15 protein-coding genes are annotated in these 22,283 nt (G+C 72.4%); 10 read left to right on the forward strand and 5 right to left on the reverse strand.

The annotated features are described in order from the left end of the window. Positions 1 to 11 precede the first annotated feature (11 nt). The 3 genes from ABD817_RS13295 to ABD817_RS13305 all read left to right on the forward strand — a co-directional run bounded on the left by ABD817_RS13295 (position 12) and on the right by ABD817_RS13305 (position 8,162). On the forward strand, positions 12 to 4,343 hold the full coding sequence (locus ABD817_RS13295) for a glycoside hydrolase family 38 N-terminal domain-containing protein (RefSeq protein WP_344918170.1): 4,332 nt from the start codon (positions 12 to 14) through the stop codon (positions 4,341 to 4,343). Further along, positions 4,340 to 5,263, forward strand: coding sequence for a DUF7158 domain-containing protein (locus ABD817_RS13300; protein WP_344918171.1), 924 nt, complete (start codon positions 4,340 to 4,342; stop codon positions 5,261 to 5,263). The genes ABD817_RS13295 and ABD817_RS13300 overlap by 4 nt, the downstream gene beginning before the upstream one ends. A 121-nt stretch (positions 5,264 to 5,384) precedes the next feature. Next, positions 5,385 to 8,162, forward strand: coding sequence for a discoidin domain-containing protein (locus ABD817_RS13305; protein WP_344918172.1), 2,778 nt, complete (start codon positions 5,385 to 5,387; stop codon positions 8,160 to 8,162). Positions 8,163 to 8,424: 262 nt separating this feature from the next. On the opposite strand, the gene ABD817_RS13310 is transcribed toward ABD817_RS13305, so the two are convergent. From ABD817_RS13310 to ABD817_RS13320, 3 genes are all read right to left on the reverse strand, one after another. After that, positions 8,425 to 9,057: an HNH endonuclease family protein gene (locus ABD817_RS13310; RefSeq protein WP_344918173.1), complete on the reverse strand. Its 633-nt coding sequence runs from the start codon at positions 9,055 to 9,057 to the stop codon at positions 8,425 to 8,427. A 396-nt stretch (positions 9,058 to 9,453) separates the two neighbouring features. Next, complete coding sequence (locus ABD817_RS13315; protein ID WP_344918174.1) at positions 9,454 to 10,188, reverse strand: VOC family protein; 735 nt, start codon at positions 10,186 to 10,188, stop codon at positions 9,454 to 9,456. 268 nt (positions 10,189 to 10,456) lie between these two features. Further along, positions 10,457 to 11,011, reverse strand: coding sequence for a PadR family transcriptional regulator (locus tag ABD817_RS13320; protein WP_344918175.1), 555 nt, complete (start codon positions 11,009 to 11,011; stop codon positions 10,457 to 10,459). A gap of 197 nt (positions 11,012 to 11,208) precedes the next feature. On the opposite strand from ABD817_RS13320, the gene ABD817_RS13325 reads away from it, so the two are divergent. The 4 genes from ABD817_RS13325 to ABD817_RS13340 all read left to right on the forward strand — a co-directional run bounded on the left by ABD817_RS13325 (position 11,209) and on the right by ABD817_RS13340 (position 15,205). Then, positions 11,209 to 12,351, forward strand: a complete 1,143-nt coding sequence (locus tag ABD817_RS13325) for a Gfo/Idh/MocA family protein (RefSeq protein ID WP_344918177.1) — start codon at positions 11,209 to 11,211, stop codon at positions 12,349 to 12,351. Further along, complete coding sequence (locus tag ABD817_RS13330) at positions 12,351 to 13,490, forward strand: dihydrodipicolinate synthase family protein (RefSeq protein WP_344918178.1); 1,140 nt, start codon at positions 12,351 to 12,353, stop codon at positions 13,488 to 13,490. The genes ABD817_RS13325 and ABD817_RS13330 overlap by 1 nt, the downstream gene beginning before the upstream one ends. Next, entirely contained in the window at positions 13,487 to 14,332 is an 846-nt protein-coding gene (locus ABD817_RS13335) for a sugar phosphate isomerase/epimerase family protein (RefSeq protein ID WP_344918179.1), read from the forward strand. Before ABD817_RS13330 ends, ABD817_RS13335 begins: the two co-directional genes overlap by 4 nt. 126 nt (positions 14,333 to 14,458) lie before the next feature. Further along, positions 14,459 to 15,205: a hypothetical protein gene (locus tag ABD817_RS13340; RefSeq protein WP_344918180.1), complete on the forward strand. Its 747-nt coding sequence runs from the start codon at positions 14,459 to 14,461 to the stop codon at positions 15,203 to 15,205. Between the two features lie 192 nt (positions 15,206 to 15,397). Here ABD817_RS13340 and ABD817_RS13345 read toward each other — a convergent pair whose 3' ends face one another. Next, the gene (locus ABD817_RS13345; RefSeq protein WP_344918182.1) at positions 15,398 to 16,396 is read right to left on the reverse strand and encodes a LacI family DNA-binding transcriptional regulator; all 999 of its coding nucleotides are present in this window, start codon (positions 16,394 to 16,396) and stop codon (positions 15,398 to 15,400) included. A gap of 212 nt (positions 16,397 to 16,608) precedes the next feature. Between ABD817_RS13345 and ABD817_RS13350 the strand changes: the two genes are divergently transcribed. Then, positions 16,609 to 17,808, forward strand: a complete 1,200-nt coding sequence (locus ABD817_RS13350) for a thiolase family protein (protein ID WP_344918183.1) — start codon at positions 16,609 to 16,611, stop codon at positions 17,806 to 17,808. Next, on the forward strand, positions 17,805 to 19,910 hold the full coding sequence (locus ABD817_RS13355) for a 3-hydroxyacyl-CoA dehydrogenase NAD-binding domain-containing protein (RefSeq protein WP_344918184.1): 2,106 nt from the start codon (positions 17,805 to 17,807) through the stop codon (positions 19,908 to 19,910). The genes ABD817_RS13350 and ABD817_RS13355 overlap by 4 nt, the downstream gene beginning before the upstream one ends. Positions 19,911 to 19,955: 45 nt before the next feature. On the opposite strand, the gene ABD817_RS13360 is transcribed toward ABD817_RS13355, so the two are convergent. Beyond that, positions 19,956 to 21,410, reverse strand: coding sequence for an amino acid permease (locus ABD817_RS13360; protein ID WP_344918185.1), 1,455 nt, complete (start codon positions 21,408 to 21,410; stop codon positions 19,956 to 19,958). A 133-nt stretch (positions 21,411 to 21,543) separates the two neighbouring features. On the opposite strand from ABD817_RS13360, the gene ABD817_RS13365 reads away from it, so the two are divergent. After that, the gene (locus tag ABD817_RS13365; protein WP_344918186.1) at positions 21,544 to 22,263 is read left to right on the forward strand and encodes a DedA family protein; all 720 of its coding nucleotides are present in this window, start codon (positions 21,544 to 21,546) and stop codon (positions 22,261 to 22,263) included. The last annotated feature ends 20 nt before the right edge of the window (positions 22,264 to 22,283 follow it).

Consider the following 22,283-nt stretch of genomic DNA (forward strand, 5'->3'; position numbering starts at 1 on the left):
CGATTGGCTCCGTGGAGTCCACCGAGCTCTTCACCGGCCCGGAAGGCGATCCGTGCCAGATCCTGCGTGTCCGCACGGCCGGGGCCGCCCCGTCCGGGCGGCTGGAGGTGACGGTCACCGGAGGGGCGCGCGGCACGCTGACGACGCTGTCGGCGCCGCCCTCGGCGGCGGGTTCCGGGGGCGCGGAGGTCCTGGAGGTGCCGGTGCGTACGGACGCGCCGGTCGGCACGCGGGTCGAGGTCGCCGTCGAGGTGACGGCGGGCGGTGAGCGGGCCGTGGCGTCCGGCACGCTCACCGTGGCGGAGCCCGGCTGGACCGTGTACATGGTGTCGCACTTCCACTACGACCCGGTGTGGTGGAACACCCAGGCCGGATACACCAGCGAGTGGGACGCCCTGCCCGGCGCCCAGCCCGACCGGATGAGCTTCCAGTTCACCGGCTTCCACCTGATCGACGCGCACCTCGAACTGGCCCGGCGCGACCCGGACTACCGTTTCGTGCTCGCCGAGGTCGACTACCTCAAGCCGTACTGGGACACCTTCCCGGAGAACCGCCAGGTCGTCCGGAACCTGATCGCCGAGGGCCGCCTGGAGATCATGGGCGGCACCTACAACGAGCCGAACACCAACCTCACCGGCGCGGAGACCACGATCCGCAACGCCGTCTACGGCATGGGCTTCCAGCGCGACATCCTCGGCGGCGACCCCGCCACCGCCTGGCAGCTCGACGCGTTCGGGCACGACCCGCAGTTCCCCGGCCTGATGGCCGACGCCGGGCTGACGTCGAGCTCCTGGGCGCGCGGCCCCTTCCACCAGTGGGGGCCCAGCCTGACCATGGGCACGTACGACACCCCGCAGGCGGAGCCCGCGGGCATGCAGTTCCGCAGCGAGTTCGAGTGGATCTCGCCGAGCGGCCGGGGCCTGCTGACCAGCTACATGGCCGCCCACTACAGCGCCGGGTGGTCGATGGACTCCGCGGAGACCCTCCCGGCCGCCGAGGAGTCGGTCTACCGGCTGTTCCTGCGGATGAAGACGGTGGCCGCCACCCGCAACGTGCTGCTGCCCGTCGGCACCGACTACAGCCCGCCGAACAAGTGGGTCACCGCGATCCACCGCGACTGGAACGCCCGCTACACCTGGCCCCGGTTCGTGAGCGCGCTGCCCCGCGACTTCTTCTCCGCGGTCACCGCGGAGCTGGCGGCCACCGGCAGGCGGCTGTCGCCGCAGACGCGCGACATGAACCCGATCTATACCGGCAAGGACGTCTCCTACATCGACACCAAGCTCGCGCAGCGGGCCGCGGAGAACCTGCTGCTCGACGCGGAGAAGTTCGCGACGCTGGCCTGCCTGGCCGGGGACGCCGCCTACCCCGAGGCCGCGCTGGACAAGGCCTGGCGCCAGCTCGTCTACGGCGCGCACCACGACGCGATCACCGGGACCGAGTCCGACCAGGTCTACCTCGACCTGCTGGCCGGCTGGCGCGAGGCGTTCGACCTGTCGCTGACCGTCCACGACGCCGCGCTGCGGCACCTGTCGGCCCGCGTCGACACCCGGGGCGAGGGCCGCGCCGTCACGGTGTTCAACGCCCTGGCCTGGACGCGCACCGACGTGGTCCGCGTCACCGTGCCCGCCCCGTTCCACGGCGTCGTCGACGACGCGGGCGAGGCCGTGCCCTCGGTCGTCGAGCACCTCGGGGACGGCACCGCCGAGGTGGTGTTCGTCGCCGCCGGGGTGCCCTCGGTCGGCTACCGCACCTACCGGCTGGTCACCGGGCCCGCCGGGATCACCGTCGCGGACGAGCCCCGGGGGTGGCGGCCGGTCGACACGCTCACCATCGCCAACGAGTACCACCGGCTCACCGTCGACCCCGAGCGCGGCGGCGCCGTACGGAGCCTGGTCGACCTGGCCACCGGGCGCGAGCTGCTCACCCCGGGCGGGCTGGGCAACGAGATCGTGGTGTACGACGAGTACTCCGAGCACCCGGCCTTCCGCGAGGGCCCCTGGCACCTGATCCCCAACGGCACGTCCGTCGGCTCCGCCTCGGCCCCCGCGCACACGGTCGTCGCCGAGGAGTCACCGGCCGGGCGGCGGGTCACGGTCACCGGGGCGGTCGGGCCGCTCACCTACACCCAGGTCGTCACGCTGTGGCACGGGATCGACCGGGTGGACTGCGTGACCCACGTCGACACCTTCGACGGCGACGACAAGCTGGTGCGGCTGCGCTGGCCGTGCGCCGTCCCCGGGGCGCTCCCCGTCTCCGAGGTGGGGCACGCCGTCGTCGGCCGCCCGTTCGCCCACCCCGACGTCGACGCCGCCCGGCACCCGTGGACCCTCGACAACCCGGCCTACCAGTGGTTCGGGCTGAGCTCGGCGGCCAGGGTCGCGCTGCGCGACGCCGACGGGGTCTCCACGGGGTCGCGCGCCATCGGGATCGCCGAGATCGTGGTCCCCGAGGAGGACGACACCGCCGGGCTCGGGCGGGCCCTGGCCGTCGGTCTCGCGCGGTCGGGGGTGACCTCGACCTGCTCGTACGCGGGCGGGAACCGCTACGGCCTGCTGGCGTTCGACTCGAACCTGCCGGACGTGCGGATCGCCGTCGGCGGCCCTGGGGAGAACGCGTTCACCGCGGCCGTCCTGGAGGCCGCCGGTGACCGCTACCGCGAGGAGTTCGACCGGCAGCTCGCGACCGGCGGGCGGGCGCTGCTGTGGATCCCTGCGGGCCGCGGCCCGGCCGAGCTGTTCCGGCCCGACGCCGACCTGCGTGCCCCCGCGGACCTGCCGGTGCTCGTCATCGCGGCGCACGACGTCGAGGAGGCGCTGGCCGGGGTCGTCGCGGACCTGGCCGACTCCCAGATCGAGGTGACGCAGCCGCGCGAGCTGTCGGGAGAGGGCTTCCTCGACAACCACACCGTGGCCGTGCTGAACCGGGGGGTGCCCGGCTTCGCCGTCGACACCGAGGGGCGGATGCACCTGTCGCTCATGCGCTCGTGCACCGGCTGGCCCTCCGGGGTCTGGATCGACCCGCCGAGGCGCACGACGCCCGACGGCAGCGGGTTCCAGCTCCAGCACTGGAGCCACTCCTTCGACTACGCGCTGGCCGGTGGCCGGGGCGACTGGCGTGACACGGGCCTGGTGGCCAGGGCGCACGACTTCAACCACCCGCTCCGGGCCGTCGTCGAGGACGCGCACCCCGGCGCCCTGCCCGCCTCCGCGTCGCTGCTCTCGGTCGAACCCCAGGGCGCGGCCGTCCTCGCCGCGTTCAAGGCGGGCGGCAACCCGACGGCGCACGGCAGCGGGCGCGCCGCCGACCCCCGCCGGGGCGTCAGCGCGCGGCTGTACGAGCCGCACGGCCGCCACACCACCCTGCGCCTGAGGTCGCACGTCCCGTTCGTCCAGGCGGCCGTCGCCGACGTGCTGGAGGTGGAGGGCAGCGCGGCCAAGACGCTGGACGGCGTCCTGCACGGGGAACTCGGTCCCAGCGGCGTCACGACGTACGCCCTGCAGCCGCAGGTCCCCGATCCGGTCTCCGCGGCGCACCTGGTCTCTCCTGAGGCTTCCACTGAGACCGTCACGGAGGCTTCCGCGGACCTGGGCGCGCCCGGCGGGGCGCTGGGCCCCTCGGCCGAGGCCGCGCAGCCGGTCTTCTCCCGATACTGGCTGCACAACCGGGGATCGGCGCCGCTGGGCTACCAGCCGATGAGCGTCAGCCTGCGGCCGTCCGGCGACCCGGGGGCCGGTTCCCGGCTGAGCGTGACCCTCGCCTCCGACCTCGTCGACGCCGACGCCGAGGGCCACCTCAGGATCGTGACCCCGCCCGGCTGGGACGCCGACCCCGGCGACCGGCCGGTGCTGCTGGGCCCCGGCGGCTGGACCTCCTTCGAGGTGGACGTCACCCCCGCCCCGGACGCCGGTGAGGGGCCGCACGTGATCGCCGCGCAGCTCACCCACGGCGGCCAGGTGCACGAGGACGTCGTCTTCGTGGACGGCCACGGCCGGCCGGCGCCGGGCGGGCGGGCCGGGCTGCTGGAGGTCGAGCTGCCCGGGGAGGGACTCACCCTCGCGCCGGGACGGAGCGGGCGGCTCACCGCCGTACTGCGCAACCACGCCGGTTTCGACATCAGGGGCGAGGCCCAGGTGATCAGCCCGTGGGGGACGTGGGACGCGGTACGGACGTCGTCCCACCCCCTCGCGGTCGCGGCGGGCGGCGGCACGGAACTCCACATCGACGTCGCCGTACCACCGGGCGCCAGGCCGGGGTCGTGGTGGGTGCTGCTCAAGTGCATGTGGTTCGGCGGGCTCTCGTACTCCCCGGCGGTGCCACTGCTCGTACGGGAGGACGGATGACCGCCGCGTACCTCCACGAGACGCCCGCGACCGCCCGCACCGGGGAGACGCCCGTGACCGCCGCGCACGCCCACCACACGCACGCGACGCCCGTGACCGGCGCGCACGCCCACCAGACGCACGCGACCACCGCGCACGTCCACGAGACGTCCCCGGTCGCCGCCTGGGTCGGGGAGACGCCCGTGACGGTGGCCCGGGTCGAGGAGCGTGTCCGGCTGCTGCGGGCGGGGCCGCGCGGCCCCCTGCTGCCCGCCGACGGCACGACCGAGGGCCGCCAGCTGCGCCGCTGGGCCGTCCAGTTGCTCGTCACCGAGCAGGTCGTCGCCGACGAGGCGGCGCGGCGCGGCCTGAGCGCGGCCTGCGATCCCTCGAAGCCCCCGGAGCCCCCGGAGCCCCCGCTGGAGCTGGACGCCACCGCGCGCCTGGAGCTCGGGAGCGTGCTGGCCGCCGTCCTGGCGGCCAGTCCGCTCGCGCAGGCCCTCTACCGGGAGATGACCTCCGGCGTCACCGTCGGCGACCGCGAGGTGGCGGCCTACTACGCCGCCAACCAGGACAGGTACCGGGGCCGTCCCGCCCGCATGGTGACCCACCACCACGACGACCGGCCGGTCAACGGCGGGCGCCGCTACCTGGTGCGCCAGGGTGAGTTCGCCGAGGCGATCGACAGGGCGCTGTTCGCGGCGCCCGAGGGCGCCGTCGTGGGCCCGATCGAGCGCCACACCTTCGTCACGGGCCCGCTCCAGGCGGGGACCGTCACGCTCCAGCGGGCCGCCCCGCGCATCAGGGCCGACCTGCTGGAGGCCGGGCGCCGCCGGAGCTTCGCGCTGTGGGTGGACGCGCGGTGCGCAAGGGCCGTCCTCCTGCCGGGCTTCGAGCATCCCGGCGACATCCGGCAACCCGACCACACCCACCGGCACTGACCCGGGCAGAACAGGAGCCGCCACAGACCCGTACACACCGCCACCGGCCCGGCGGCGACGACCCCGGGACCAGCAGAAGCATCAAGAAAGCCACCGCACTCCCACGAAAGGGACACCCCCCGTGAGCGGAACAAGGCAACCCCGTCTCAGACACCTCCTCGCCGCCGCGCTGGCCGCCGCGCTCGCGGCCACGCTCGTGACGGCCACCCCGGCCCAGGCCGCGCCCCCCTCCCCCGCCCAGCAGTGGACCGAGGTCCAGCAGCTGCTCTCCGGCATCAAGGGCAGATGGACCAACCAGGCGTACACCGGCGCCGTGTCGAACACCGTGCCGAGCACCGCCCTGCTCGGCAACGGCGACGTCGGCGTCACCTCCGCAGGAGGTGACGGTTTCAAGACCTTCCACATCACCAAGGGCAACTTCTGGGCGGGCAACCCCAACCCCTCCCTGGTCTCCCTCGGCTCGGTCTCCATCTCCCCCAACGGCGGCACGGGCTCCTCGGGCAACCTCGCGCTGGGCGCCTCGGCGACGGCGTCGAGCTCCCACCCGAGCTTCCCGCCGAGCCGGGCCGTCAACGGCGGCTGGGGCTCCGGGTACGAGGGCTGGGTCTCCGAGGTCGGCAAGCCCCAGACGATCACCCTCGACCTGGGATCCGCCAAGACCTTCACCCGCTACGTCGTCAGGCACGACTCCGCCGCCCGGCCCGCCGAGACGGCCAACAACACCAGGAACTTCACCGTCTCGGTGAGCTCCAACAACAGCACCTGGTCCACCGTGGACACGGTGACCGGCAACACCGGCGCGGTGAGCGACCGGACGATCGCCTCGGTCAGCGCCCGCTACGTGCGGCTGAACATCACCGAGCCGACCCAGGGCACGACCCCGGACTCCACCGCCAACCCCCGCGCCCGCATCGGCCAGATCGAGCTGTACGGGGCCGGAGGGCCCACCCAGCCGTCCGGGCCGTTCCTCGAGGAGCAGAACATCCTCAAGGGCGAGGTCGACACCTCGATGACCATCGGCGGCGTGCCGGTGGCCATGAAGACCTGGACCGGCGCCAACGACAACCTCGTGGTCACCCAGATCCAGTCGCTCGGCTCCTCCACCGTGCGGCTGAAGGCGCAGACCTCCGCCGGATCGCCCGCCCCCAGGACGGGCTTCACCAACACGGCGGGCGTCTCGGGCACCACGACGTGGGCGACGCGCCAGACCCCCTCGGGGTCGAGGTGGGTCTCCCGGGCCTCCCTCGCCACCCGGCTGATCGGCGCGAACCCGGTGGGGACCCCCACCGCCTCGGGCGCGGCGGCGACGACGGTCTTCGACCTGGCGCCCGGCCAGACCGTCCGCGTCGTGACGGCCGTCGCCGGTGGCGGCCAGAACCCGGCGGACCCGGCACCGGCCGCCCGCGCGCTGGCCGACGGCCAGAGCGCCGGGTCGCTCGACACGCAGTACAACGCGCACGTCGAGTGGTGGAAGCAGTACTGGCTCAAGTCGTACGTCGACCTCAACGACGACGTGCTGGAGAGGTACTACTACGGATCGCTGTACCTGATCGGCTCCTCCAGCCGCGCGGGCAAGACGGCCCCCGGCCTCTACGGCGTCTGGGCCACCACCGACTCGCCCCAGTTCAGCGGTGACATGCACCTGAACTACAACTGGATGGCCAACTTCTACGGCGTCTACTCCAGCAACAGGACCGACCTCGCCCTGCCGTACTACGACCTGGTGCAGGCCTACCTGCCCGAGGCCAGGCGGCGGGCGCAGCAGGACCTGAGGCGGGTCAAGCCGGACTACATCGGCGCCCGCTTCCCCAGCGGCGGCGTGCCCAGCGGCGTGCTCTTCCCCGTCGGCATCGCGCCCTTCGGCGCCACCGCCGACGACAACTACCACCAGCAGGTGGTCAACTCGCTGTTCACCGTCTCGCAGTACATCTCCTACTACGACTACACCAGGGACCGGACCTTCCTGACGTCGAAGGCGTACCCCTTCATGAAGGAGGTCGCCGCCTTCTTCCAGCACTACCTGGACTACGACGCCGGGGCGCAGCGCTACAACCTCTACGGCGGGCCGCACGAGGGCACCTGGGGACGCAACTCCAGCGCCGACCTCGGGCTGCTGCGGAACCTGCTGTCGACGCTGATCGAGGCGAGCACGGAGCTCGGCGTCGACGCGGGCGACCGGGCCACCTGGACGAACATCCTGCAGCGCCTGGCGCCGATCCCGACCACGACCCACAACGGCAAGAGGGTCTACGCGCTGGCCGACCCGGGCACGCTCAGCGACGGCCGGGCCATCCGGCCGGGCGACAACACCGTCAACCTGGAGTTCGTCCACCCCGGCGAGGCCCTCGGGATCAACTCCCCGGCGGCCGACCGGCAGACCGCGATCGACACGCTCGACGCGATGAACTCCTGGGGCCAGGACAACAGCTTCCCCAAGGTGTTCACCCAGGCCGCGCGGGTGGGCTACCCGGCCCAGAGCCTGATCGACAGGCTCAAGAACCAGATCAGCACCAAGATGGACGCCAACCTGCTCATCCGGGACCCCAACCACGGGACCGAGAAGGCCGGGGCGATCGAGGCGGTCAACAACCTGATGCTGCAGAGTGACGGCGGCGTCATGCGGGTGTTCCCCGTCTGGCCGTCGAACAGGAACGCGAGCTTCGTCAAGCTGCGGGAGAAGGACGCCCTGGTCGTCTCCGGCGCGTTCTCCGGCGGGCGCGTGACCTACGTCGACATCACCAGCGAGGCGGGCCGCCAGGTGCGCCTGCAGCACCCCTGGCCCGGCCAGACGATCGTGGTCAACCGGGTCGGCGGCGGCACGGTGGCCCACACCGTGACCAACAACGTGATCACCTTCCCGACCCAGGCGGGCGCGACGTACACCATCGCGGCCCCGTGACCTCTTCCCTCCCTGGCCGTACGGCCTGACCGGCGCGTGACGGGAGGTCCCCGGTCCCGCCCCCACCCCTGAGCCGGGGCGCGGGATCCGGGGATCTCCCGTCACGTGAAACGGCGAGTGTCCCGTCCTCTCACCCGGAGGAGACGGGACACTCGCCGTTCTCGCGCGGGGCCCGGGGCGCCCGCCGCCCGCGGAGGACGGCGGGACGCTCACCGTGCCGCGACGGGAGGACCGGGATCGACACGGCCGCCGGACGAGGCGCTCAGCAGCTCGCGAGCATGCCCTGAAGGGCGCTCTTCTCCGAGCTCTGCAGGGTCAGCTTCCAGTAGTACTTCACCTGGATCCACGCCCTGGCGTACGTGCAGTCGAAGCTCGCCAGCGGCGGCTGCCACGTCGAGGGGTCCTGGTCGCCCTTGGTCTGGTTGACGTTGTCGGTCACCGCCCACAGCTCGGGGCCGCCCAGGTCGTTGGCGTACGACTGGCGCTGCGCGCTGGTCCACGCGTAGGCGCCCGAACGCCACGCCTCGGCCAGCGGCACCATGTGGTCGATGTCGACGTCGCTCGCGGCGGTCCAGGTGGCGCCGTCGAACGGGGAGTACCAGCGGCCGGAGGTGGCCGCGCAGCTGGAGTCGACGACCACTCCCGTACCGTCCCTCTTGAGCACCGTCTCCCTGGTGTTGCAGGCGCCGCTGATGGTGATCCAGTGGTTGAACAGCGACCGGTTGTAGGAGGACTGGTTCGTCTCGGCGGCGACGGTGAGGGTCGCGAGCCTGCTCGCGGCGGTGGCCGCGGAGGGGATGTTGGGCGGGGTCGCCGACGCCGTCCCGGTTGTCAGGGAGGCGGTGAGGAGGATTGCCGTGAGGGTGGCGGAGATCCCGGTGACGACTCGTTTCACGAGTGGCCCCTTCTGTCGCTCCACCTCGGCCAGTCGGGGGGTCTGGGCACGGCGAGAGGAGGACAGACGGAACGTCTCAACTCATGACAAATGCGGAAATGTCATGCTTTGACGACGAGTCAGGACACGCTTGGTCGGATACTGCCCTGATCCAACGTCGGACGTGCTTGATCTGCGACGACACGACGCGGGGACACTCGGGGGCCGTCCTTCTCCCCGCGAACGCGTCGTGAAGATCCCGTAAACACCGGAGTTTCCTCGAAAAACGCCGGGGTCGCTCCGGGCTCGACCGGCCACGGGAGAACCCTTCCGGAGCTCCTCCGGCCGACAGGAGAGCCTTCCGCGGGCCCCGGCCCGGCAGGTCTTCGGGACCCGGCGGGCCGGTCCCGGAGGGGCTCAGCCGGACGACAGGATCGCCTCGAGGTCGTCGGCACCGGCCAGCGCCTCGGCCAGCCGCTCCCGCTCCGCGGCCTCCAGGGGGATCGCCCGCGCGCGGGCCAGCAGCTCGCCCGCCCGCTCGCGGTCGGAGAGCGTCAGGGCTATCTCGGCGCGGTAGAGGAGCGCTTCGACGAGCTCCGCGTCCGGCGCGTCCCCCGCTCGCGCCAGCGCGCCGTCGAGGATCTTGGCGGCCTGCCGGTGATCGCCTTTGGAGTCGCCGACGACGACGGCGTTCCGCAGCGCCGTGGCGAGCTTGCCGGCCGGAGGTTCCTCCTGGCTCGCGTCCTTGGACGACGCGTCCTTGGACGAGGGGAAGACGCGGATCCAGTTCCCTCCCGGGTCGACGATCGTGAACCCGGCGAGGTCGTCGGCGTTCTTCCGCTTCCTCGGCCTGGTTATCCGGGGGATCCCGGAGACGGGGAGCTTGCCGTACGCCGATCGCAGGCCCTCGGCGAAGGCGTGGAAGAGAACCCCGGTGTCGGGGACGCTGACGATGCAGCTGCCGTAGGAGTCCTCCGCGACGAAACCCGGGATGCCGCAGAATTGCAGGTGGATGTCCTCCCGCCGCAGGCCGAGGGACGGGTTGGGGCGGACCTGGCGGTAGGTCCTGGTGAAACCCAGCGCGACGTAGAACTCCTCGACCTCGTCGATCGATCGGCAGGGCAGGATCGGCACGGTTATCTCGTCGGCCATCTGGCTCCTCCGGCTGAGCGGTAGTCAAATTTTACTAGCTGGGTTCGAGTGTAGCGGCGACGGCGGGGCCGCGCCTCCCGGATTACCGCGCACCGCACGAAAACACCCGCACGAAAACGCCCGCACGCGAACGCCCCGCACGGAAATGACCACGCGCGGAACCGCGCAAGCACGTGAACACCCACACGCGAACGCCCGCACGGAAGCACCCGCGCACGGAGACACCCCCGGCGGGAACGCCCCGCCGTCATCATCGGCGCGACCCCGCTCAGGACGTGCGCGCGTCCTTTTCCAGGCGTTCGATCAGCCCGCGGGTCCACTCGGCGCCGCTGCCGGAGAAGTGCGTCCAGAGCCGCATGATCTCGGCGATCGGCTCCCACTCCTGGGAGTCGGCCTCCTCGGACGACCACTGGCGGGCGACCTCCGAACGCCAGCCGTCGAGGGCCGCCAGCCGCTCCCTCAGCAGCGCGATCACCTCTTCCCTGGGCAGGCAGGTGAGAAAACCCACCCCGGCCGTCAGCTCGTCGATCTTCTGGTCGTGCCTGGCCAGGGCCGTGCGCAACATGCCCAGGAACTCCGCGTCACCCTCGTCGGTGAGCTCGTACTCCACGCGCGGCGGCCCGCCCGCGGCGCTCGGCGCCATCTCGTGGGCGCGCAGCAGCCCCTGCTTGGCCATCTGCCTGAGCGCGTGGTAGATCGAGCCGGGCTTGGCCGTGGACCACTCGTGCGCGCCCCAGCTCTCCAGATCGCCACGCACCTGGTAACCGTGCGCCCGGCCACGTTCGCGGACGGCCCCGAGCACCAGCAGCCGGATGGCCGACACCTGCCTCCACCTCCGGACGATCGGTGATCGGAGCTTACCGGTCCCGCACCACGGGAGGGGCGCGCGCCACTCCCGGACCGGCCGCCGCCGGGGCTCGCGCGCCCCACCGCGAACCTCCTTCCCTCCGACACTTGCCGCAGGTGGGACGGCTGTCGTACGGTGAAAAGGAAAGCGCTTTCCTTGGAGGTGGGAGAAAGATGTCCCCGCGAAGCATCGGCGTCGTGATGAACGGTGTCACGGGCCGCATGGGCTACCGCCAGCACCTGGTCCGCTCCGTCCTGGCGATCAACAAGCAGGGCGGCGTGACACTGTCGGACGGTGGGAGGGTCCTGCTCAGGCCGGTGCTGGTGGGCCGGAACGCCGAGAAGCTGCGGAGGCTCGCGGAGGAGCACGGCGTCGAGTCCTGGACCACCGACCTCGACACCGCCCTCGCCGACGACACCAACCTGATCTACTTCGACGCCCAGATCACCCAGGCCCGCGTGAAGGCCGTGCTCGCGGCGATCGAGGCGGGCAAGCACGTCTACGCGGAGAAGCCGACCGCCGAGACATACGAGGACGCGCTGGCGCTGGCCGAGGCCGCGACCGCGAGGGGCGTGAAGAACGGCGTCGTGCAGGACAAGCTCTTCCTGCCCGGCCTGCTCAAGCTCAGGCGGCTGATCGACGGCGGCTTCTTCGGCCGGATCCTGTCGGTGCGCGGCGAGTTCGGCTACTGGGTGTTCGAGGGCGACTGGCAGGACGCGCAGCGCCCGTCGTGGAACTACCGCGCCGAGGACGGCGGCGGCATCGTCCTCGACATGTTCCCGCACTGGGCCTACGTGCTGGAGAACCTGTTCGGCCGGATCACCTCGGTCTACGCCCAGGCCGTCACCCACATCCCCGAGCGGGTGGACGAGCGGGGCGATCGCTACCGGGCCACCGCCGACGACGCCGCCTACGGGGTGTTCGAGCTGGAGGGCGGGATCATCGCGCAGATCAACTCCTCCTGGAACGTCAGGGTGAACCGCGACGAGCTGGTGGAGTTCCAGGTGGACGGCACACACGGCAGCGCCGTCGCGGGCCTGCGCGACTGCCGGATCCAGCACCGCGCCACCACTCCCAAGCCGGTCTGGAACCCCGACCTGCCCGCCACCGCCCGCTTCAGGGACGGCTGGCAGGAGGTGCCCGACAACACGGAGTTCGACAACGGCTTCAAGATCCAGTGGGAGCGGTTCGTCCGCCACGTGGCCGAGGACGCGCCCTTCCCCTACGACTTCGCCTCGGGCGCGCGCGGCGTCCGCCTCGCCGAGCTGGGCCTGCGCTCCTCCGCCGAGGGCCGCCGCCTGCCGGTGGAGCCGTGATGGCCGCGCCGAGAATCGCGCTGCCCGGCGGGGAGCACACCCTGCGCGAGCCGGTCACCTGGACCAGGCCCGCGGGCCCCGCCGCGAGCCGCGTCGTCTACGCCGCCGCCCACGTGGTCGCCGACCCGCTCGGCGACAACACCCCGGGCTCCCCCGCCGCCGTCGACTGGGACGCCACCCTGCGCTTCCGGCACCACCTGTGGTCGTACGGGCTGCGGGTCGCCGACGCGATGGACACCGCCCAGCGCAACATGGGGCTCGACTGGGCGGCCACCCGCGAGCTGATCCGGCGCAGCGCCACCGAGGCGAAGACCTTCGGCGACCCGGCGGCGCTGGTGGCCTGCGGCGCGGGCACCGACCAGGCCCCGCACGCCCGGACCCTGGACGAGGTCGTGGCGGCCTACACCGAGCAGATCGAGACCGTGCGGGACGCGGGCGCCGGGGTCATCGTGATGGCGAGCCGCCGGCTGGCCGCGATCGCGCGGGGCCCGGAGGACTACCACCGGGTCTACGGCGAGTTGCTCTCCCAGGTCGACCGCCCGGTGATCCTGCACTGGCTGGGCGAGATGTTCGATCCGAACCTGGCGGGCTACTGGGGCTCGCGGGACGTGCCCGAGGCCACCGCGTCGTTCCTGTCCCTGATCCGCGACCACGCGGCGAAGGTGGACGGGGTGAAGGTCTCACTGCTGGACGCCGAGCACGAGATCGGGCTGCGCGCGGCGCTGCCCGAGGGCGTGCGGCTCTACACCGGCGACGACTTCAACTATCCCTCGCTCATCAAATCGGGCAGCCACGCCCTCCTGGGAATCTTCGACGCGATCGCTCCCGCCGCCGCCTCGGCCCTGGAGGCGCTCGACGCGGGCGACCTCGGCCGCTACGACGAGATCATGGAGCCCACGGTCCCGCTCTCACGGAAGATCTTCGAGGCCCCGACGTACAACTACAAGACGGGCATCGTCTTCCTGGCGTGGCTCAACGGCCACCAGGACGCCTTCACCATGGTCAACGGTGCCCAGGCGGCCCGTTCCCTGCCCCACCTGGCCGAGGTGTTCCGGCTCGCCGACGGGGCCGGGCTGCTGGCCGACCCCGAGCTGGCGGTCTCCCGGATGCGCTCCCTGCTGGCGGTGAACGGCCTGTGAGCGCGCGTACGAGCCGTCTCTCGCTGAACCAGTGGACCACGAGGCGGTGGTCGGTCGCCGAGGCCGTCGACGGATGTGTGCGGCACGGCGTCGAGGCCATCGGCCTGTGGCGGCAGGACGTCGCCGCGCAGGGCCTGGAGGAGACCGTCAAGCTCGTCGCGGACGCCGGGCTGCGGGTGTCGTCGCTGTGCCGGGGCGGGTTCCTCACCTCCGGCGGCCCCGAGGCCCTGGACGACAACCGCAGGGCGATCGACGAGGCCGCGACGCTGGGCGCCGCCTGCCTGGTCATGGTGGTCGGCGGGCTGCCCGGCGTGGTGCCCGGCGAGCCGCCGGGCACGATCTCCCGCGACCTGCCCGCCGCGCGGGAGCGGGTCGCCGAGGCGCTGGCCGTGCTGGCCCCGTACGCGGGTGAGCGCGGGGTGCGGCTCGCCCTCGAACCGCTGCACCCGATGTACTGCGCCGACCGGGCCGTGCTGTCCACTCTCGGCCAGGCACTCGACCTGGCCGAGGCGCACCCCTCCGAGCGGGTGGGCGTCGTCGTCGACACCTTCCACGTGTGGTGGGACCCTCGGGTGCTGGAGCAGATCGCGAGGGCCTCGGGCCGGATCGCGAGCTACCAGGTGTGCGACTTCCTGTCGCCGCTCCCCGCCGACGTCCTGCTCGGCCGGGGGATCATGGGTGACGGTGTGATCGACTTCGGCCCGATGACCCGCGCGGTGGCCGAGGCGGGCTACACGGGGGACGTCGAAGTGGAGATCTTCAACGCCGACGTGTGGGCCGCCGACCCCGACGAGATCCTGGCCAGGGTGAAGGCCGCCTTCGCCGAGTTCGTCGGAGATTGACCCGCGGATCCCCGCCACGGCGTTTCGAGGCGGGGGACCGTTCCAGCGGGGAGGAAAACGCGTTCGCCGGGCCCGGATTACCGCTTCACGGTGAAGCGGCACGGCGGGTACTCGTACGGTAGGGGTATGACGACCGCAGAGAGCGAAGCCAGCCCCGCCATACAGCGGCCGCCGGAACATGTGATGGCCGTACTGGAGGCGATCAGGGAGTGGGAGGCCGCCAACCCCGACTCGGCCCCCTCCGGCCAGGGAGAGGCGATCCTCTGGGCCCTGGGCAAGCGGGAGCAGGCACCGATCAGCGGTCGCCCCTCCTCGGGATCCCCGCCCACCCTCGCCGAGGCGCGCGCCGAGATCGACGCCGCCGAGCGGGTTCCGCGCGAGGGCCGGATCGTGCCGGCCGACGGGGTCATCAGCACCCTGAACTGGTTGATCGGCGCCAAGGACGGGCTGCCCATCCCCGGCCGCCGCTCCTCGGACGGCTGGGGACACCTGGTCGGCGGGCGCGGTGTGATCCTGCGCACCGAGGCCGAGATCGGCAGGATCGCCGAGCTGGCCCACCAGGGCAGGCCCAACGCCGCGGGCGAGTGGGAGAAGGAATGGTGCGCGGGCACCATCGCCGTGTGTGAATGGGTGCTCGGCACCCGCAGGAAATCCCCGGTCCGCAACACGCCCCGCCCCATCCACGGGCCGACCGGCCTCAACCTCGGCATGGAGGAGAGCGCGGCCGAGGACGTCTCCCGGCAGCTCGGCCGGGGCCGCCAGCACTCCCCCGGCTACGGCGACGGGGTCATCAGGACGATCCGCTGGCTGCGCGGGCAGATCATGGTCCCGCCGGTCAACGAGCAGGGAAACCCCGTTCCCGGCATGCGCTGACCCCCGCCCCGCCCCACCCTGCTCGCCCCGCGTATCCCCACGACGCGATCGGCCCGGACCCCCACCGGGGTCCGGGCCGCCTGTCGCGCCGCGTCGCCCTGACGCGTTCGCCGTGACGGGCTCGCCACGCCCCCGCCACCGGCCCGCCGCGACGAAGCCGTGTCGCCCCGGACCGCGGACGCCCCCGGAGTGTCACCCCGGGCCGCGGGTGCTCTCCCGGAGGATCACCTCGCCGGTCATGGTCACGGCCTCGGCCCTGCCCCCCTCGGACGGGCCGAGGGCCATCTCCAGCGCGCGGGCGCCCATGTCGGCGAGCGGCAGCCGTACGGTGGACAGCGGGGGAACCAGGTCGCGCAGGGTGAGGATGTCGTCGAAACCGGCCACGGAGACGTCGCCGGGCACCCGGACGCCCCGGTCCCTGAAGGAGGCCAGGGCGCCCACCGCCATCACGTCGTTGACGGCGAAGACGCACGTGACCCCGGACACCCGGGTGGCCGCCGCGTAGCCGCCCTCCCTGTCGAAGGAACCGTGCAGGACGCGCGGCGCGGGCAGCCCGAGCTCCTCGATCGCGCCGGTGAACCCCTCCACCCTGTCCCTGGGCGCGATCAGCCAGTCGGGCCCGGCGAGGATCGCGAAGTCGCGGTGCCCCAGCCCGGCGAGGGCGCGGGCCAGCTCGGCGGCGCCCCGGCGGTTGTCCGGCACCACCGTGTCGACGCCGAGCAGGTCCTGGCCCACGCAGGCGACCCGGCCCCCGGACGCCCGGTAGTGGTCGAGTTCGGTCCGCAGCCGCCGGGTCGTCTCCGGGTCGGTGACCCGGGAGCCGACGAGCAGCACGGCGCGGACCCGCTGGGCGTTGAGCGTCGAGACGTAGGCGATCTCCCGCTCGGGGTCGCGGTGGGTGGTGCCGATCATGACCATGAGCCCCTGGCTCTCGGCGACCCGCATGGCCCCGTCGGCGATCGCGGCGAAGTAGGGGTCGGTGAGGTCGTGGACGACCAGGCCGATCACGTTGCTGGCACCCCTGGCGAGGGTCTGCGCGGCCACGTTGGTGCGGTATCCCAGCTCGGCGGCGGCCAGCTCCACCTTGGCCCGCAGCGGGGCGCCCACCTGCCGGGTGCTGCCGTTGAGCACCCGCGACGCCGTGGCGAGCGAGACGCCCGCGTGCCGGGCGACATCCTCGAGCGTGACCACCGGCAACCTCCCGGAAACCGTTTTCCAACGTCTATCGGAGTTCCCCCCGCGTTCCCCCTCGCCCCGCACCCCGGGCACGGCCCGCGAGGTGGGGCGTAAGCCCGCACACTCCTGGGGACAACTTACCCACCTCCCGCACGCCCGGCCGCGCCAAGCGTTGTTACTGACGAGTAGCATGGTGGGGAAGCCATCCAGCAACGAGGAGCGAACCCGTGCCTTCCTCTCGTGACGTCGTATTCGTCGACGGTGTGCGCACACCGTTCGGCAGGTCGGGCCCCAAGGGCCTGTACGCCGAGACGCGCGCCGACGACCTGGTGATCCGCGTCATCCGCGAGCTGATCCGGCGTAACCCGAATCTGCCTCCCGAGCGCGTCGACGAGGTGGCCATCGCGGCCACCACGCAGATCGGCGACCAGGGCCTGACCCTCGGCCGCTCCGCCGCGATCCTGGCCGGGCTGCCCAAGACCGTGCCCGGCTACTCGATCGACCGCATGTGCGCGGGCGCGATGACCGCGGTGACCTCGGTCGCCGGCGGCATCGCCTTCGGCGCCTACGACGTCGCCATCGCCGGCGGCGTCGAGCACATGGGCCGCCACCCCATGGGCGAGGGCGTCGACCCCAACCCCCGCTTCCTCGCCGAGCAGCTCGTGGACGGCTCCGCCCTCGTCATGGGCATGACCGCCGAGAACCTCCACGACCGCTACCCCTCCATCACGAAGGACCGCGCGGACGCCTTCGCCCTCGCCTCCCAGGAGAAGGTCGCCAAGGCGTACGCCGACGGCAGGATCCAGGAGGACCTGGTCCCGATGGCGACCAGGTCCGCGGAGAAGGGCTGGGGGCTGGCCACGGCCGACGAGGCTCCGCGTCCCGGCACCACGCTGGAGGCCCTCGCCGGGCTGAAGACCCCGTTCCGCCCGCACGGCCGGGTCACCGCGGGCAACGCCTCCGGCATCAACGACGGCGCCACCGGCTGCGTCGTGGCCGCCGCCGACGTCGCGGAGGAGCTCGGCCTCGCGCCGAAGATGCGCCTGGTCTCGTACGCCTTCGCGGGCGTGGACCCCGAGGTGATGGGCGTCGGGCCGATCCCGTCCACCGAGCGGGCCCTGCGCCTGGCCGGGCTCTCCATCTCCGACCTGGGACTGTTCGAGATCAACGAGGCGTTCGCCGTGCAGGTGCTGGCGTTCCTGGAGCACTTCGGCATCGCCGACGACGACCCCCGGGTGAACCCCTACGGCGGCGCCATCGCCTTCGGCCACCCGCTGGCCTCCTCCGGGGTGCGCCTGATGACGCAGCTCGCCCGCGAGTTCGGCGAGCGCCCCGACGTCCGCTACGGCGTGACCACGATGTGCGTGGGCCTGGGCATGGGCGGAACGGTCATCTGGGAGAACCTCGGCTGGGAGGGCGAGAAGTGACGGACATCAAGACGGGTACCGGCGGCAGCGGCACCGACATCGCGGAGATCTTCGCCGACGAGGTCGTCACCCGGGCGGCCGTCCGCGACGTGGAGCTGCCGTACGGGGCGGGCGTCATGGCCCTGATCACGCTGGACAACGGCTTCGACCACACCAAGCCGTCGACGTTCGGCCCCGGCGGGCTCACCTCGCTGGGCGAGGCCCTGGACGCGGTCGCCGGGCGCGGCGACCTGGCGGCCGTGGGCGTCGTCGGCAAGCCGTTCGTCTTCGCCGTCGGCGCCGACCTCAAGGGCGCCGCGCTGGTCTCCGAGCGGGACCAGGCGCTGCGGATCGGCAAACTGGGGCACGACGTGTTCCGCCGCCTCGGCGAGCTGGACGTGCCGTCGTTCGCGTTCGTCAACGGCGCGGCGATGGGCGGCGGCCTGGAGGTCGCGCTGCACTGCACGTACCGGACCATCTCCTCCGGCGTGCCCGCCGTGGCGCTGCCCGAGTGCTTCCTCGGCCTGGTCCCCGGCTGGGGCGGCACCCAGCTGCTGCCCCGGCTGATCGGCCCGGCCGCGGCCGTCAAGCTGATCGTCGAGAACCCGCTCGCGCAGAACCGCATGATCAAGGGCAGGGAGGCGTTCGCGCTCGGGGTCGCCGACGCGATGTTCGAGCCCGCCGACTTCCTGGAGGAGTCGCTGCGCTGGGCCGCGCAGGTGCTGCGCGGCGAGGTGACGGTCTCCCGCACCGACCACACCGGGGACGACTGGGCCAAGACGGTCGCCGACGCGCGCTTCCTGCTCGACATGCGGCTGCACGGCGCCTCCCCGGCCCCGTACCGGGCGCTGGAGCTGGTGGAGCTGGCCCGCACCGCCTCACGCGACGAGGGGTTCGACGCCGAGGACCAGGCCCTGGCCGACCTCCTCATGGGCGACGAGCTCCGCGCCGGCCTGTACTCCTTCGACCTGGTCCAGCGCCGGGCCAAGAAGCCCGCGGGCGCCCCGGACAAGGCGCTGGCCCGCAAGGTCACCAAGGTCGGCGTCGTCGGCGCGGGCCTGATGGCCTCGCAGATGGCGTTGCTGTTCGCCCGCCGCCTGGAGGTCCCGGTGGTGCTCACCGACCTGGACCAGGACCGGCTGGACAAGGGCGTCGGCTACGTCCACGCCGAGGTGGACAAGCTGCTCGGCAAGGGACGCGTCTCCGCCGACCAGGCCACCCGGCTCAAGTCCCTGGTGACCGGCTCGCTGACCAAGGACGCGTTCGCCGACGCCGACTTCGTCATCGAGGCCGTGTTCGAGGACATGAAGGTCAAGCGGAAGGTGTTCGCCGAGGTGGAGGAGGTCGTCTCCGCCGAGTGCGTGCTGGCCACGAACACCTCCTCGCTGTCGCTGACCGAGATGGCCTCGGGGCTGCGCCACCCGGAGCGCGTCGTGGGCTTCCACTTCTTCAACCCGGTCGCGGTGATGCCGCTGCTGGAGATCGTGCGGGGTTCGGAGACCGACGACGCGACGCTCGCCACGGCCTTCTCCGTCGGCCGGTCGCTGAAGAAGTCGTCCGTGCTGGTCAAGGACGCGCCCGCGTTCGTGGTCAACCGGCTGCTGACGCGCTTCATGGGCGAGGTCATCGGCGCCGTCGACGAGGGCACCCCGCTGGAGGTCGCCGACCACGCGCTGGACGGGCTGGGCCTGCCGATGACCCCGTTCGCGCTGATGCAGCTCGTCGGCCCCGCCGTGGCGCTGCACGTCGCCGAGACGATGCACGAGGCCTTCCCGGCCCGCTACGGGGTGTCGGAGAACCTCGCCCGGCTGGTCTCGGCGGGCAAGCCGGGCGTCTACGCGCCGGACTTCTCCCTCGACCCCGAGGCGGTGGCCCTCTTCACCGGCGGCACCTCCCCGTCGACGGCCGAGGAGGTGCGGCTGCGGGCGTTGCGGGCGCTCGCCGAGGAGATCCGCCTCATGCTGGAGGAGGGCGTGGTCTCGGCTCCCCAGGACATCGACCTGTGCATGATCCTCGGCGCGGGCTGGCCGTTCCACCTGGGCGGCGTCACCCCGTACCTCGACCGGACCGGCATCGCCGAGCCGCGCTTCCTGCCGCCGGGCGTGGCCTCGGTCCCCGCCTGACGTCCTCTCGTACGGCTCCCCCGTCCTCCCGTGGCGGGGGAGCCGTCAGCGCTCCGACAGCCTGCTGTGCCGGTAGCCGTACCCGAAGTAGATCAGGATCCCGAGCAGCATCCACGCCACGAACCTGAGCCAGGTCTCCACCGGCAGGTTGAGCATCAGGTAGAGGCAGGCGAGCACCGACAGGATCGGCACCAGCGGCACCAGCGGGGTGCGGAAGGACCTCGGCAGCTCGGGACGGGTGCGGCGCAGGACGACCACCGCGATCGAGACCACCACGAACGCGAAGAGCGTGCCGATGTTGACCAGCTCGGCGATGGTGGCGAGCGGCACCAGCCCGGCCAGGGCCGCGACGACGAGACCCATCATGATCGTGATGATGTACGGGGTCCGGTATTTGGGGTGCACCCTGGCCAGCCCGCGCGGCAGCAGGTTGTCGCGGCACATCGCGAACATCACCCGCGACATGCCCAGCATGAGGATCATCACGACCGTCGTCAGACCGGCCAGGGCGCCGACGCTGATCAGCGACGCGGCCCAGATCTGGCCGACCGCCTTGAACGCGTCGGCCAGCGGCGCGGCCTCGCTGAGCCTGCTGTAGGGCTGCATGCCGACGACGACCAGGGAGACCGCGACGTAGAGCACCGTGCAGACGCCGAGCGAGGTCAGGATGCCGATGGGCAGGTCCCGCTGCGGGTTGCGCGTCTCCTCGGCGGCGGTGGCGACCACGTCGAAGCCGATGTAGGCGAAGAACACGATCGCCGCGGCGCTGAAGATGCCCAGCACCCCGTACGCGACCGGGCTGATCCCGAACAGCACCTGGATCAGCGGCGCGGCCAGCCCCTCCACGGCGGGGGTCGGCTTCGACGGCGGGACGAACGGGGAGTAGTTGGCGGCCCTGACGAAGAACAGCCCGGCCACGACGACCAGCAGGATCACCGCGAGCTTGATCGTGACGATGACGAGGTTGAACCGGGACGACAGTTTGATCCCGATGACCAGGATCGCGGTGAGGATCAGCACGATCAGCGCGGCGGGCAGGTTGAACACCGCCCCCTCCCCCGCGATCGCGCCGGGCAGTGTCACCCCCAGGGACGACAGCAGCGAGGTCAGGTATCCCGACCAGCCGACCGCGACGACCGCGGCGCCGAGCATCATCTCCAGCATCAGGTCCCAGCCGATGATCCAGGCGGGAAACTCACCGAGGGTGGCGAAGGCGAAGGTGTAGGCGGACCCGGCCACCGGGACGGTCGAGGCGAACTCGGCGTAGCAGAGCGCCGCCAGCGCGCAGACGACACCGGCGACCACGAAGGACAGGGCCACCGAGGGACCGGCCATCTCCCTGGCGACCCGGCCGGTGAGCACGAAGATGCCGGTGCCGATGACGACGCCGATACCGAAGATGGTGAGGTCCAGCGCGCTGAGGTCCTTGCGCAGCCGGTGTTCCGGCGCCTCGGTGTCCGAGATCGACTGTTCCACCGACTTGACGCGTAAGACGCTCATGGCCCCTCCTCGACCGCCGGTTCTGTGTTCCAGGTCACATTCCCCGCAGATCGAGGACCGAACGGCGAACTCGGGGTTGTTTGGGGGGAGGTCCCCGATGCCGGCCGCCGTTCACGGCCGCGATCCTGGGGTCATGCTCCTGGACATGCTGCAGTCGTCGTCTCCGTACCTGGTCGGTTCGGTACTTCTCGCGGTGCTGGCGTTCGCCGGCTCGCTGATACCCGGTGTCGCGGCGATCCTCGTGGCGGGGGCGGCGCTGGCGGGTCCGTGGGAGATCGCGGCGGTGGCACTCGCCGGGTGCGCCGGGTGCGTCCTGTACGCCACCGGCGGCTGGCTCGTCGGCCGCCGGTACGGGTCGCGGCTGCGCCGCAGCGGGGCCGGGCGCCGGATCGGCGAGCGGCGCTGGTCGCGGGCCGAGCAACTGGCCACGGGCGCGGGGTACGGCCCGGCACTGGCGGCCGCCCGTTTCCTGCCGATGGTCGGCTCGCTCATCCCGATCGTCGCCGGGACCCTGAGGATGCCGTACCCGCGTTTCATCCGCTGGGTCCTGGCGGGCAGCGCGGTGTGGGTGACCGTCTACCTGACGCTGGGCACCCTCGCGGGTGAGGTCCTGCGGCAGAACCGGCACCTGCTGGTACCGATCCTCACCTGCGTGGCGGTCGTGGTCGCGGGCCTCGTCGTGATCAACTACCGCGCCCGCCCGCCACGGGAGGCGGCGGGCGGGGACGACGTCGGCGACATCGGTGACACCGGCGACGCCGACAACACTGGCGCCGCCGCCGACTCCGTTCGCACGACCGACTCCGGTCACACGACCGGCTCCGACGACGCGAGCGGGAGGGTCCTCGGATAGGCGGAGGCTCGCACGGTCGG

Source organism: Streptosporangium oxazolinicum (genome assembly GCF_039537505.1).
In the GTDB taxonomy this organism is placed as follows: Bacteria; Actinomycetota; Actinomycetes; order Streptosporangiales; family Streptosporangiaceae; genus Streptosporangium; species Streptosporangium oxazolinicum.